This window comes from Pseudomonas sp. MONT-RG-20F-20-E-7-02, assembly GCF_022662395.1.
GTDB lineage: Bacteria > Pseudomonadota > Gammaproteobacteria > Pseudomonadales > Pseudomonadaceae > Aquipseudomonas.
The window spans coordinates 59985-72290 of record NZ_JAKNQN010000003.1; the positions used below are offsets into that span (position 1 = coordinate 59985).

Below are 12306 nucleotides of genomic sequence, written 5' to 3' on the forward strand. Positions count from 1 at the left end.
GGCAAGCCAGCTCCCACATTTGATCTGCATCCTTGTGCAGATCGTGCATATACCCGCCTTTTCGCCAAGCGGGCTGCCGTTGTCGCCGGTTTGTCGTTATACTCGTCGGCTTTCAAAAGTTCGCCAACGAGTGCTGCCCGCCATGGAAATCAACCCGATCCTTAACACCATCAAGGACCTGTCCGAGCGCTCCGAAACTATTCGGGGGTATCTTTGACTACGATCAAAAGCATGAGCGTCTGACCGAAGTCAATCGCGAGCTTGAAGATCCGGCTGTCTGGAACAAACCTGAATACGCCCAGGAACTGGGCCGCGAGCGCGCTGCGCTGGCGCAGATCGTCGACACCCTCGACGAGTTGAACACCGGTCTGGGCGATTGCCGCGACCTGCTGGACATGGCCGTCGAAGAAAATGACGAAGGCGCAGTGGGCGATGTCGTCGCCGAGCTGGCCCGTCTCGAGGAAAACCTCGCCAAGCTCGAATTCCGCCGCATGTTCAGCCACGAAATGGACCCGAACAACGCCTACCTGGATATCCAGGCCGGTTCCGGCGGCACCGAGGCTCAAGACTGGGCCAACATCCTGCTGCGCATGTACCTGCGCTGGGCTGACAAACGCGGTTTCGACGCGACCATCATGGAACTATCGGCCGGTGAAGTCGCCGGTATCAAAGGCGCAACCGTGCATATCAAGGGTGAATACGCCTTTGGCTGGTTGCGCACCGAGATCGGCGTACACCGTCTGGTGCGCAAGAGCCCGTTCGACTCCGGCAACCGTCGCCACACCTCGTTCTCTGCGGTGTTCGTCTCGCCTGAGATCGACGACAAAGTGGAAATCGAGATCAACCCGGCCGACCTGCGGATCGACACCTACCGCTCCTCCGGTGCCGGTGGTCAGCACGTAAACACCACCGACTCGGCCGTACGTATCACCCACGTACCGACCAACACCGTGGTCAGCTGCCAGAACGAACGTTCCCAGCACGCGAACAAGGACACCGCCATGAAAATGCTGCGGGCCAAGTTGTACGAGCAGGAAATGCAGAAGCGCAACGCCGCTTCCCAGGCGCTGGAAGACACCAAGTCGGATATCGGCTGGGGTCACCAGATCCGTTCGTACGTGCTCGATGCATCGCGGATCAAGGATCTGCGCACTAACATCGAACGCAGCGACTGCGACAAGGTACTCGACGGTGATATCGACGAATACCTGGAAGCCAGCCTGAAATCGGGCTTGTAACACATGCAATGCGGGATTGGCTGACACCCCTCGATCCCTGTGGGAGCGGGCTTGCCCGCGATCCCCAGCCACAGGCTGGGGCAACGAACCTGATGGAAAATTTAAAGACATGAGCGACCAACAACTCGACCCGCAAGCCCTGCAACAGGAAGAAAACTCCCTGATCGCCCTGCGCAAGGAAAAGCTGGCTGCCGAGCGCGCCAAGGGTAACGCCTTCCCGAACGACTTCCGCCGCGAAAACTACTGCGATGCCTTGCAGAAACAGTATGCGGACAAGACCAAGGAAGAGCTGGCCGAGGCTGCAATCCCGGTCAAGGTTGCCGGTCGCATCATGCTCAACCGTGGCTCGTTCATGGTGATCCAGGACATGACCGGTCGCATTCAGGTTTACGTCAACCGTAAAACCCTGTCCGAAGAAACCCTGGCCTCGGTGAAAACCTGGGACATGGGCGACATCATTGCCGCCGAAGGCACCCTGGCGCGTTCCGGCAAGGGCGACCTGTACGTTGAAATGACCAGCGTGCGCCTGCTGACCAAGTCGCTGCGCCCGCTGCCGGACAAGCACCACGGCCTGACCGACACCGAACAGCGCTACCGTCAGCGCTACGTTGACCTGATCGTCAACGAAGAAGTACGCCAGACGTTCCGCGTGCGTTCGCAGGTCATTGCGCACATCCGCAGCTTCCTGATGAAGCGTGACTTCCTCGAAGTCGAAACCCCGATGCTGCAAACCATCCCGGGTGGTGCCGCCGCCAAGCCGTTCGAAACCCACCACAACGCGCTGGACATGGAAATGTTCCTGCGCATTGCGCCGGAGCTGTACCTCAAGCGCCTCGTGGTTGGCGGCTTCGAGAAGGTGTTCGAGATCAACCGCAACTTCCGTAACGAAGGCGTTTCGACCCGTCACAACCCTGAATTCACCATGTTGGAGTTCTACCAGGCGTACGCCGACTACGAAGACAACATGGACCTGACCGAAGAACTGTTCCGCGAGCTGGCGCAGCTGGTGCTGGGCAGCACCGACGTGCCGTACGGCGACAAGGTGTTCCACTTCGGCGAGCCGTTCGTGCGCCTGTCGGTGTTCGATTCGATCCTCAAGTACAACCCTGAGTTGACCGCTGACGACCTGAACGACATCGACAAGGCCCGCGCCATCGCCAAGAAAGCCGGCGCCAAGGTGCTGGGCTTCGAAGGCCTGGGCAAACTGCAGGTGATGATTTTCGAAGAGCTGGTGGAGCACAAGCTCGAGCAGCCGCACTTCATTACCCAGTACCCGTTCGAAGTGTCGCCGCTGGCCCGTCGCAACGATGACAACCCGAACGTCACCGACCGTTTCGAGCTGTTCATCGGTGGCCGCGAAATCGCCAACGCCTACTCCGAGTTGAACGACGCGGAAGACCAGGCCGAGCGCTTCATGGCCCAGGTGGCCGACAAGGACGCCGGCGACGACGAAGCCATGCATTACGACGCCGACTTCGTCCGCGCCCTGGAATACGGCATGCCGCCAACCGCCGGTGAAGGTATCGGCATCGACCGCCTGGTGATGCTGTTGACCAACTCGCCGTCGATCCGCGACGTGATCTTGTTCCCGCACATGCGGCCACAAGCGTAACCGTAGCGAAATCCGAAGCCGCCTTTTATAAGGCGGCTTTTTTATGTGGTGTATTCAGCCGTCAAGAGAACGGCGCCAGGTGATCGTCCCCACTCCGTGCGTGGGATGATCGTTCCCACGCTCTGCGTGGAAACGCAGCCCGTGACGCTCCGCGTCACCCCTTAAAGGAAGATCTGTCGTGAACCGCGTAATGGCTCAAGAAGGTGCCGCCGGCATTGCTGCTGCCGTGGCTGAAAGTGTTCAGTACCAGGGCCGTAAGGCCAGCCGACGAGGCAGCGAGCAGCGCAGGCAGGACATTCTTGATGCGGCCATGCGCATCGTCGTGCGCGACGGCGTACGTGGCGTTCGCCATCGCGCCGTCGCGGCCGAGGCCGGCGTGCCGTTGTCGGCCACCACCTACTACTTCAAGGATATCGATGACCTGCTCACCGATACCTTCGCCCAATACGTGGAACGCAGCGCGGCCTTCATGGGCAAGCTGTGGGTGCGCAACGAAGGCCTGCTGCGCGAGATGGTCGCCTATGGCGATGGCAGCCCGCAGTCGCGCTCGCAACTGGCCGACGACATCGCGCGGCTCACCGCCGACTACGTGCTGCGCCAACTGACCAACCGCCGCGAACACCTGATGGCCGAACAGGCGTTTCGCCAGGAAGCCTTGCTCAACCCGCGCCTGGCGGAGCTGGTGCGCTCCCATCAACAGATTCTGCTGCAGGGCACGGGGCAGTTTTTCCAGGTATTGGGTTCGCGCGAGCCGCAACAGGATGCCAAAGTGTTGACGGCGATAATCAGTCGGATGGAATATCAGGGCCTGCTTGGCGGCCCAGAGCCTCTGACCGGTGAAGAGATGCTTGAGATCCTCAAGCGTTACATGCATTTGGTGCTGGCCTCGGTCTAGCCTCATCTGGGAGCTGGCTTGATGGAGTACGCAATGAAAGCCTGGCGTGTCGCGATCATCGCCTTGTCGTTCCTGTTGCTCAGCGGTTGTTTGGTGACCTTCAAGGACCCGCTGCCGGCCCGTGAAAACGCGCCGGATGCCTTGCTCGGCCATTGGTCGAGCAAAAATGCCTGGGGTGAGCCCCTCAACCTGCAGATCACCCGCGAGGGTGAGCACCGTTACAAAGCCGTGAGCTACCCTAAAGCCAATCCGGGCCAGCGCGATGAGTACCTGTTTACGGTGTCTCGTCATGGCAGCCGCTGGTATTTGTCGGCGCCGCTGCCGGACAAGTTCGGCGGGCATTTTTTCCTGGCTGGCTTTGAGTTTGATGAAAAGCACGAATTGGTGGTCTACAACCTCGACCTTGAGCAGATCCATCAAGCCATAGGTCAAAAAGTGCTGCACGGCAGCACCGTCGATACCGTCGAAGGTGACGGCGTGCTGGTCGACAGCCCCATGGACCAGGTGTTTGCCTACCTGGATGACCCGGCCAATGCCGATGTGTTCGTTGAAGCCGTGCGCTACCAGCGTGCGGGCAAATAACGTTTAAAGGGGAAGCACCGGGTGGACGATTACCAGCAGACGATACGCACCTTGTCTGATCGCATTGTGCTGGCGCAAACACCGATTCGCGTCCTCGACGCCGTGAAGTGGGACGAAAACATTCGCCAAGGGTTCCTCAAGGCCAAGGGCAAGGCCATGCCCGCCGTTGACCGCGATTACTACCTGGGCCGGCCGCTGTCGTTCGACTCCAGCGCGGTCAAGCTGGAGTTCCAGAACATCGAGCGCGACATCACCCGTCGCCTCGGCCAGTTCAGCCCGGTGGGGCAGATCATGCGGCGCATGTGCCGCGAATACCGCATGGTGGTGCGCATGCTCGAAGCGCGCGGCACCGAGGACTTCGGTCTGATCTCCCAGGAGCTGTATGGCGCCGCCTCCGACGCGTTCCACGCCGGCGACCCGACCCTGGCTGACCTCGGCCTGATGCTGTCCGACTACCTGAACAACATCGACGGCCGTGGCGATCTCAAAGACGAAGCCAAGACCCTCACCGCCAAAGATGCTGTGGCGTTGCTGCAAACCCGACTGAACAAAGTGTTTGGCGAGGCGGAAGAAACCATCCGCGTGTTTGAGTCCGACGGTATTGTCGCCGACGCGGCGGCCGGCGCCGATTACATCAAGATCCGCGCCGACGCGATGTTCAACGACCGCGATGTGCGCGCCCTGGAAGTGCATGAAGGCCTGGTGCACGTCGGCACCACGCTCAACGGCCAGAACCAGCCGATCTGCACGTTCCTGTCCAAAGGCCCGCCGTCCTCGACCGTGACCCAGGAAGGCCTGGCGATTTTGATGGAGATCATCACCTTCGCGTCCTACCCGAGCCGCTTGCGCAAACTGACCAACCGCACCCGCGCCATTCATATGGTCGAGGAGGGCGCCGACTTCCTGCAGGTGTTCGAATTCTTCCGCGAGCAAGGCTTTGAAATGGCCGAAAGCTACGGCAATGCCAGCCGGGTTTTCCGTGGTTCAACGCCGACCGGTCTGCCATTTACCAAGGATTTGTCCTACCTCAAGGGCTTTATCATGGTCTACAACTACATCCAGCTGGCCGTGCGCAAAGGCAAGCTGGAACAAGTGCCGTTGCTGTTCTGCGGCAAGACCACGTTGGAAGACATGCGGACCCTGCGCCAACTGGTGGACGAAGGCCTGGTGGTGCCGCCCAAATACCTGCCCGAGCAGTTCCGCGACATGAATGCGCTGGCGGCGTGGATGTGTTTCTCCAACTTCCTCAACCATCTGAGCCTGGATCGGATCGAGGCGGATTACTCGAATATTCTTTAGGGATTTCCCTGAAGAAACCGGATTAAAAAATGTGGGAGCTGGCTTGCCTGCGATGGCTGACTGTCAGTTGATACACCTGTAAATGACAGACCGCTTTCGCAGGCAAGCCAGCTCCCACATTTGATCTTCATTGATCTCAGGAACCGTTCTTCAACCCAATTGCGAGGCTTCAACGGATGAGAATCCTCGGCATTCTTTGCCTGCTCTTCACCTTGAACGGCTGCAGTTCGCTGCTGTTCTACCCCGAACCCGGCCTGCCGTTCACGCCGGAAAAGGCCCACTTGCAGTACCGCGACGTTACGCTCACCACCGCCGATGGGGTAAAACTGCATGCCTGGTGGCTGCCGGCCAAAGCCGGGGTGCCGCTCAAGGGCACGGTGCTGCACCTGCATGGCAACGGCGGCAATCTCGCATGGCACCTGGGCGGCAGCTGGTGGTTGCCGGAGCAGGGCTACCAAGTGCTGCTGCTGGACTATCGCGGTTATGGCCTGTCGGAAGGCAAGCCGTCGCTGCCGGCGATTTATCAGGACATCGATGCGGCGTTCAGCTGGATCGACAAGGCGCCCGAAACCCAGGGTCAACCGCTGATTGTGCTGGGCCAAAGCCTGGGCGGTGCACTGGCGGTGCACTACCTGGCGGCGCACCCGCAGCGTCAGCCGCAGCTCAAGGCGTTGGTGCTCGACGGCGTGCCCGCCAGTTATCGTGACGTAGGACAATTCGCCCTCAGCACCTCTTGGTTAACATGGCCGTTTCAGGTGCCGCTGTCCTGGCTGGTGCCCGACGGCGACAGTGCGATCAATGCCATGCCGCAGCTGACCGGCGTGCCCAAGCTGCTGTTTCATAGCCTGGACGACCCGATCGTGCCGCTGGCCAATGGCATTCGCCTGTATCAGGCCGCGCCGCCGCCCAGGGTGTTGCAGTTAACCCGCGGCGGTCATGTGCAGACCTTTGCCGACAAGACCTGGCAAACCGTGATGCTGCGCTATCTGGACGACCCCCAGCACTTCAACGGTCTGCGTCGCCTGGGGGAAATCCCCAACTACCCGAACCCTACAGTTGATTCATCAGAGAGCCCGCAATGAGCGAAGAACGCAACATGATCCCGCTGATCCTCACCGGCATCGGCACTATCATCGGTACAGTTGGCTGCCTGTGGTTCTACGGCTACCTGCACTTCGCCAAGCCGGAGGATGCGTTGCTGCTCAGCGATTTCACCATGCTCAAGACGGTGCCGGGCGAGGACTACAAAATCTCCCTGACCCCTGCTGCGCAGGTGGCCCAGTGTGTGGACGGTGTGCTGGTGATGTTTGATACCGAGCAAAAAGGCTTGAGCGGTGTGCTGGTCAACAATAAGAAGCAAGCTGTGCGTTGCATGGGCCAGGAAACCCCGCAGTTGGAACAATAACCCGACTGCAAGGAACCATATTTTGTACGAGACCACTGATGAGGGATGTCGGCAACTATGCGACACAACTTACTCAATGTGAATGTAGGGAGTATGAAGATGGTTTCGGGTATTGGCGGTGTGGGAAACATGGTGGGCAGTCTGTTTGGCGGTATGGACCAGATGCCGCAGGCGGGCGGTCAGCAGACGCAGGAAAAGGGCATAGAGGAGTTGAAGAAACGGTTGGAACAGTTGCTGACCAGTGTAGAGGGCGGTGGTGCTGAGCAAGGTGGCGGCGCTGGTGGTTTTTCGAATGGCTCGAAAATCAATATGCCAGAGATGAACACGAGTCAGGTCAATTTCATGTAGGCACAAAAAACCCCGCCAGGCTGGCGGGGTCTTTTATCTACATCAATCGATCAATTAGCAACGGAAGAACGTGGCTTGACCGGCTGGTTGTCGTTGGAGATGGTCACTTCAACGCGGCGGTTCATGGCACGGCCCGAGACGCTGCCGTTGTCGGCAACCGGGTATTCCTTGCCGTAACCCTGGGTCACGATGCGCGAGATATCCACGCCTTGTTGAGCCAGTGCACGTTGTACCGAAGCTGCACGACGCTCGGACAGGCTCTGGTTGTACGAGTCGGAGCCGGTGCTGTCGGTGTAGCCTTCGACGATCACTTTACGGTCCGGGTTATCACGCAGGAACTGCGCCAGCTTGGTGATGTTCACCAGGCCGCTGGACTTGAGGTCGGACTTGTTGGTGGCGAACAGCACGTCACCAAAAGTCACCAGCGTACCGCGATCAGTCTGCTTGGCGTTCAAGCTGTCTTGCAGTTGTTTGATCTGCGCGTCACGGGCTTGCAGCAGGGCGCGAGCACGTTCGTCGCCAGCGTTTTTCAGCTTGGCTTCGGATTCGCGCAGCACGATGGTGTCTTTCGCCACTTCAACGCGCTGGTTGGTCAGGTAGGCCAGTTGGTCAACCTTCTTCTCGTCTTCCTTGTCGCGGTAGGCCTTGTCAGCCTTGTCCAGCCAGTCGCTGGCGTCCTTGGTTTCCAGCGCCGCAAGCTTGGTCGCTTGTGGGTTGGTTTGCAGGGCCGAGAAGTTGGTCCGTGCGTTTTCCAGGTTCGCGTTCGGCGGGGTGGAGCAGGCCGCCAAGGCAACGCTCATCGCCAGCAGGGCAGGGATCATCAATTGTTTACGCATAGTCGTGTCGTCCTTTCAATTCGATTTCGGGTGCAGTGCAGTCAGTGGTCTGGGCCTTATTGCTGTTGGATAACAGCGGGGCGCATGCCTTCCTGACGCAGCTCCTGAACAGCTTTCTGGGAGTCCTTCACAGCCTGTTGGGCTTTGGCGGCCTGGGATTTACGCTCAGCGACGCGAGCGTCCCACTCGGCTTGTTCAGCCAGTTGGCGAGCCTTGTCGTAGTTCTTGTCGTGCATGGCGATTTCGGCTTCTTTGAGCTTGTCCTGAGCCGACTTCATTTCTACCGCTGCGTACTCGGTGCCGCCGGCGCTGACAGCGCTGTTCACCGCAGATTGGGTTACAGCGTATTGCTCGGTCGGAGGGTTGCCGGCGCAGCCCGCCAGAACGAAGCTGGTGCCGATTGCCAGCGCGGCCAATTTCAGCCCGCGCAGGTGGTTAAACGAGGATTTGGCAGTGCTGGTCTTCATCGTCTTCAACTCCATTGGGTAACTCCTGAAAAACATCAAAATCCACTTCGTTGGTCAGCGGTTGCGGGCCCGGCGGTAAAGCACCAAATGCCCTTTCAAACGGCCGTTCCAAGTGATGGCTTACTGGCTGTGACCGGAGGCTTTTTTCAAAAGTTCAGAGAAGATGGCGAATTGCCTAAAAAAATATCTGACTGATCGGTCAGCGTTTAAAAGTTGGAACTTTTGCATTGCGCAGAGGTAGTCCGAGCCTCTTGGAGGCCCGGATTATCTGGGGGAAACGGAGTTTAAAGGATGTTTATCAGTGCTTCTGTTCGTCCGCCGCGGCTGATAAATCATGCAGATAGCGGCGCGATAAAGTCAGAAAGCGTGGGGTAGGGCCGACGTCTTCGTACAGCGGGTCACCCTCTTCATCGGTGGCGATGACGTGCTGGCCCTTGATGTACGGAAAGCTCGCTTCCAGCTCTTCGAGGGCGGCGCCGATCAGCTCGCCGAGCAGTTCTTCGGTGTGGCGCTTGGGGTACATCTCGGCGATGGCGGCCAGGCGTGCGGCGGACTCCACGTCCAGATGAATCGCGTACTCGGTTTTGGTCAGGCGACCCTTGGCGTTCTCTTCCCAATGCTGGGCCAGTTCTCGAATTTTCATGGCAACCTCAATAAAGCCTGCTGTGGCAGGCGGTGATGAGTGTCCAGTCGCCTGCGTGGATAACGCGACGACTCACTGTTGAGACTAGCTGCAAGTCACAAGGTTTAAAGTGTCTTGTCAGAAACCGACGCGGGCGGCACTCTGGAACACCTGCGCGTCCCGGATTTCTGGCTGGAGATTGGCTGATGAGTGATATCGATGCACGCTTGCGTGAGGATGTTCACCTGCTGGGTGAGCTGTTGGGCAACACCATTAGAGAGCAGTACGGCGACGACTTTCTCGACAAGATCGAGCAGATCCGCAAAGGCGCCAAGGCCGACCGCCGGGGTGCCGCCGCCGAGCAGGCCGCCGGCGAGGAGCTCAGCGCCAGCTTGAACCAATTGCAGGAAAACGAACTGTTGCCCGTGGCGCGGGCCTTCAACCAGTTCCTCAACCTGGCCAACATTGCCGAGCAATACCAGTTGATCCACCGGCGCGACGAGTCGCAACCGGCGCCGTTCGAGTCCCGCGTATTGCCCGAGCTGCTGGCCCGCTTGCAAGGCGAAGGCCACAGCAACGAATCCCTGGCCCGCCAGTTGGCGCGCCTGGACATTGAACTGGTGCTCACCGCCCACCCGACCGAAGTGGCGCGCCGCACCCTGATCCAGAAATACGATGCGATTGCCGCGCAACTGGCGCTGCAGGATCACCGCGACCTCACCACCGCCGAGCGCGCGCAGATCCGCGAACGCCTGCAACGGCTGATCGCCGAAGCCTGGCACACCGAGGAAATCCGCCGTGTGCGCCCGACCCCGGTCGATGAAGCCAAATGGGGCTTTGCGGTGATCGAACACTCGCTGTGGCATGCCATCCCCAATTACTTGCGCAAGGCCGACCAGGCCTTGCACGCCGCCACGGGCCTGCACCTGCCGTTGGAAGCGGCGCCGATTCGCTTTGCTTCGTGGATGGGCGGCGACCGTGACGGCAACCCGAATGTCACCGCGCCGGTCACCCGTGAAGTGCTGTTGCTGGCGCGCTGGATGGCGGCGGACTTGTACCTGCGCGACATCGACCACCTGGCCTCCGAACTGTCGATGCAGCAGGCCAGCCCGGCGTTGCAGGCCAAGGTCGGCGACAGCGTCGAGCCTTATCGCGCCTTGCTCAAGCAATTGCGCGAACGCCTGCGCGCGACTCGCCAATGGGCGCACACATCGCTGACCACCACCACCCCGGCACCGGCTGAGGTGCTGCAGAACAACCGCGACCTGCTCGACCCGCTGGAGCTGTGCTACCAGTCGTTGCACGAGTGCGGCATGGGCGTGATTGCCGATGGCCCGCTGCTCGACTGCCTGCGCCGCGCGGTGACGTTCGGCCTGTTCCTGGTGCGCCTGGACGTGCGCCAGGACTCCAGCCGGCACTCGTCGGCCATGACTGAAATCACTGATTACCTGGGCCTGGGCCGTTATGAGGACTGGGACGAACAGGCGCGGATCAGCTTCCTGACCAAAGAGCTGGCCAACCGTCGACCGCTGTTGCCGGGCTACTTCAAACCGTCGGCAGACACCGCTGAGGTGTTGAACACCTGCAAGGAAATCGCTGCGGCACCGGCGGCCTCGCTGGGCTCGTATGTCATTTCGATGGCGGGCGCCGCCTCCGACGTGCTGGCGGTGCAGCTGCTGCTTAAAGAGTCGGGCGTGCAACGGCCGATGCGCGTGGTGCCGCTGTTCGAAACCCTGGCCGACCTGGATAACGCCGGGCCGGTCATGGAAACCCTGCTGCAATTGCCAGGCTATCGCGCGCGGTTGCAAGGCCCGCAGGAAGTGATGATTGGCTACTCGGACTCGGCCAAGGACGCCGGCACCACCGCCGCCGCCTGGGCGCAGTACCGGGCGCAGGAACGCTTGGTGGATATCTGCCGCGAACAACAGGTGGAATTGCTGTTGTTCCACGGTCGCGGTGGCACCGTCGGCCGTGGCGGCGGCCCGGCGCATGCGGCGATCCTGTCGCAGCCACCGGGCTCGGTGGCGGGGCGCTTCCGCACCACTGAGCAGGGCGAGATGATCCGCTTCAAGTTCGGCCTGCCGGACATCGCCGAGCAGAACCTCAACCTTTACCTGGCCGCCGTGCTGGAAGCCACATTGTTGCCACCGCCGCCGCCCGAACCGGCCTGGCGTCATTTGATGGACGAATTGGCGGCAGACGGTGTCAGCGCTTACCGCGCCGTAGTGCGGGAAAATCCGCAGTTCGTCGAGTACTTCCGCCAATCCACCCCAGAGCAGGAACTCGGCCGTTTGCCGTTGGGCAGTCGCCCGGCCAAGCGGCGTGCGGGGGGGATTGAAAGTTTGCGGGCCATCCCGTGGATCTTCGGCTGGACCCAGACCCGCCTGATGCTGCCCGCCTGGCTCGGCTGGGAAGCGGCCTTGAGCAAGGCGCTGGAGCGCGGCGAGGGCGAGTTGCTGGGGCAGATGCGCGAGCAATGGCCGTTCTTCCGCACCCGCATCGATATGCTGGAAATGGTGCTGGCCAAGGCCGATGCCGATATTGCGCGGCTGTATGACGAGCGTCTGGTGCAGCCTGACCTGCTGCCATTGGGTGCGCACTTACGCGACCTATTGTCGCAGGCGTGCAGCGTGGTGCTTGGCCTGACTGGCCAGTCGCAACTGCTGGCCCATAGCCCCGACACCCTTGAGTTTATCCGGCTGCGCAATACCTACCTCGACCCGCTGCACTTGCTGCAGGCCGAGTTGCTGGCGCGCTCGCGTCAACAGGAAGCAGCACAGGACAGCCCTCTGGAACAGGCGCTGCTGGTGTCTGTGGCCGGTATTGCCGCCGGTTTGCGTAACACCGGCTAAGGTTTTCCGCGTGTTCTCAAAGGCTTGCAGATAAACCACGACGGCCGCCCGGAAAAGGGCGGTCGGCGTTTATGGCGCCGGGTTGCACTCAGGCACACCCGACCTGTGACGCATGCGCGGCGCGGGTTCTTGCGACTTTCGGCGGCTTGT

The 12306-nt window shown here is 60.5% G+C and carries 12 protein-coding genes; 9 read left to right on the forward strand and 3 right to left on the reverse strand.

The window, feature by feature from the left end:
* Positions 1–142 precede the first annotated feature (142 nt).
* From prfB to L8I05_RS09350, 8 genes are all read left to right on the forward strand, one after another.
* A protein-coding gene (gene prfB / locus L8I05_RS09315) for a peptide chain release factor 2 (RefSeq protein WP_096236834.1) occupies positions 143–1238 on the forward strand; the annotation gives its coding sequence in 2 pieces (ribosomal slippage) (positions 143–214 and positions 216–1238; 1095 coding nt in all).
* Between the two features lie 109 nt (positions 1239–1347).
* Positions 1348–2850, forward strand: coding sequence for a lysine--tRNA ligase (gene lysS, locus L8I05_RS09320; RefSeq protein WP_008431110.1), 1503 nt, complete (start codon positions 1348–1350; stop codon positions 2848–2850).
* 178 nt (positions 2851–3028) lie between these two features.
* Positions 3029–3745 (forward strand): TetR family transcriptional regulator, encoded by a 717-nt coding sequence (locus L8I05_RS09325; RefSeq protein ID WP_083359848.1) that lies wholly within the window; start codon positions 3029–3031, stop codon positions 3743–3745.
* Between the two features lie 33 nt (positions 3746–3778).
* Entirely contained in the window at positions 3779–4327 is a 549-nt protein-coding gene (locus L8I05_RS09330; RefSeq protein WP_242168515.1) for a hypothetical protein, read from the forward strand.
* A 21-nt stretch (positions 4328–4348) separates the two neighbouring features.
* Positions 4349–5626, forward strand: coding sequence for a flavohemoglobin expression-modulating QEGLA motif protein (locus tag L8I05_RS09335; RefSeq protein WP_177016287.1), 1278 nt, complete (start codon positions 4349–4351; stop codon positions 5624–5626).
* 176 nt (positions 5627–5802) lie between these two features.
* A complete protein-coding gene (locus L8I05_RS09340) occupies positions 5803–6708 on the forward strand; it encodes an alpha/beta hydrolase (protein WP_242168518.1) in 906 nt (301 codons plus the stop codon).
* Complete coding sequence (locus tag L8I05_RS09345) at positions 6705–7031, forward strand: hypothetical protein (protein ID WP_048720026.1); 327 nt, start codon at positions 6705–6707, stop codon at positions 7029–7031. The genes L8I05_RS09340 and L8I05_RS09345 overlap by 4 nt, the downstream gene beginning before the upstream one ends.
* Positions 7032–7130: 99 nt before the next feature.
* Positions 7131–7379 carry a hypothetical protein gene (locus L8I05_RS09350; RefSeq protein WP_242168520.1) on the forward strand — a complete coding sequence of 83 codons (249 nt, stop codon included), beginning with the start codon at positions 7131–7133 and terminating at the stop codon, positions 7377–7379.
* Between the two features lie 50 nt (positions 7380–7429).
* On the opposite strand, the gene L8I05_RS09355 is transcribed toward L8I05_RS09350, so the two are convergent.
* From L8I05_RS09355 to L8I05_RS09365, 3 genes are all read right to left on the reverse strand, one after another.
* A complete protein-coding gene (locus L8I05_RS09355; protein ID WP_242168521.1) occupies positions 7430–8215 on the reverse strand; it encodes an OmpA family protein in 786 nt (261 codons plus the stop codon).
* Positions 8216–8271: 56 nt separating this feature from the next.
* Positions 8272–8697 (reverse strand): DUF4398 domain-containing protein, encoded by a 426-nt coding sequence (locus tag L8I05_RS09360; RefSeq protein ID WP_159954626.1) that lies wholly within the window; start codon positions 8695–8697, stop codon positions 8272–8274.
* A gap of 283 nt (positions 8698–8980) precedes the next feature.
* Entirely contained in the window at positions 8981–9325 is a 345-nt protein-coding gene (locus tag L8I05_RS09365) for a pilin assembly protein (RefSeq protein WP_177016284.1), read from the reverse strand.
* A 185-nt stretch (positions 9326–9510) separates the two neighbouring features.
* Here L8I05_RS09365 and ppc point away from each other — a divergent pair, with 185 nt between their 5' ends.
* Positions 9511–12156, forward strand: coding sequence for a phosphoenolpyruvate carboxylase (ppc, locus tag L8I05_RS09370; protein ID WP_242168523.1), 2646 nt, complete (start codon positions 9511–9513; stop codon positions 12154–12156).
* Positions 12157–12306 lie beyond the last annotated feature (150 nt).

Bases quoted from the DNA above. Each gene is read 5' to 3' on its own strand.
- L8I05_RS09355 (WP_242168521.1), bottom strand. From the start codon at position 8,215: ATGCGTAAACAATTGATGATCCCTGCCCTGCTGGCGATGAGCGTTGCC.
- L8I05_RS09330 (WP_242168515.1), top strand. From the start codon at position 3,779: ATGAAAGCCTGGCGTGTCGCGATCATCGCCTTGTCGTTCCTGTTGCTC.
- L8I05_RS09340 (WP_242168518.1), top strand. From the start codon at position 5,803: ATGAGAATCCTCGGCATTCTTTGCCTGCTCTTCACCTTGAACGGCTGC.
- lysS (WP_008431110.1), top strand. From the start codon at position 1,348: ATGAGCGACCAACAACTCGACCCGCAAGCCCTGCAACAGGAAGAAAAC.
- L8I05_RS09360 (WP_159954626.1), bottom strand. From the start codon at position 8,697: ATGGAGTTGAAGACGATGAAGACCAGCACTGCCAAATCCTCGTTTAAC.
- L8I05_RS09365 (WP_177016284.1), bottom strand. From the start codon at position 9,325: ATGAAAATTCGAGAACTGGCCCAGCATTGGGAAGAGAACGCCAAGGGT.
- L8I05_RS09345 (WP_048720026.1), top strand. From the start codon at position 6,705: ATGAGCGAAGAACGCAACATGATCCCGCTGATCCTCACCGGCATCGGC.
- L8I05_RS09350 (WP_242168520.1), top strand. From the start codon at position 7,131: ATGGTTTCGGGTATTGGCGGTGTGGGAAACATGGTGGGCAGTCTGTTT.
- ppc (WP_242168523.1), top strand. From the start codon at position 9,511: ATGAGTGATATCGATGCACGCTTGCGTGAGGATGTTCACCTGCTGGGT.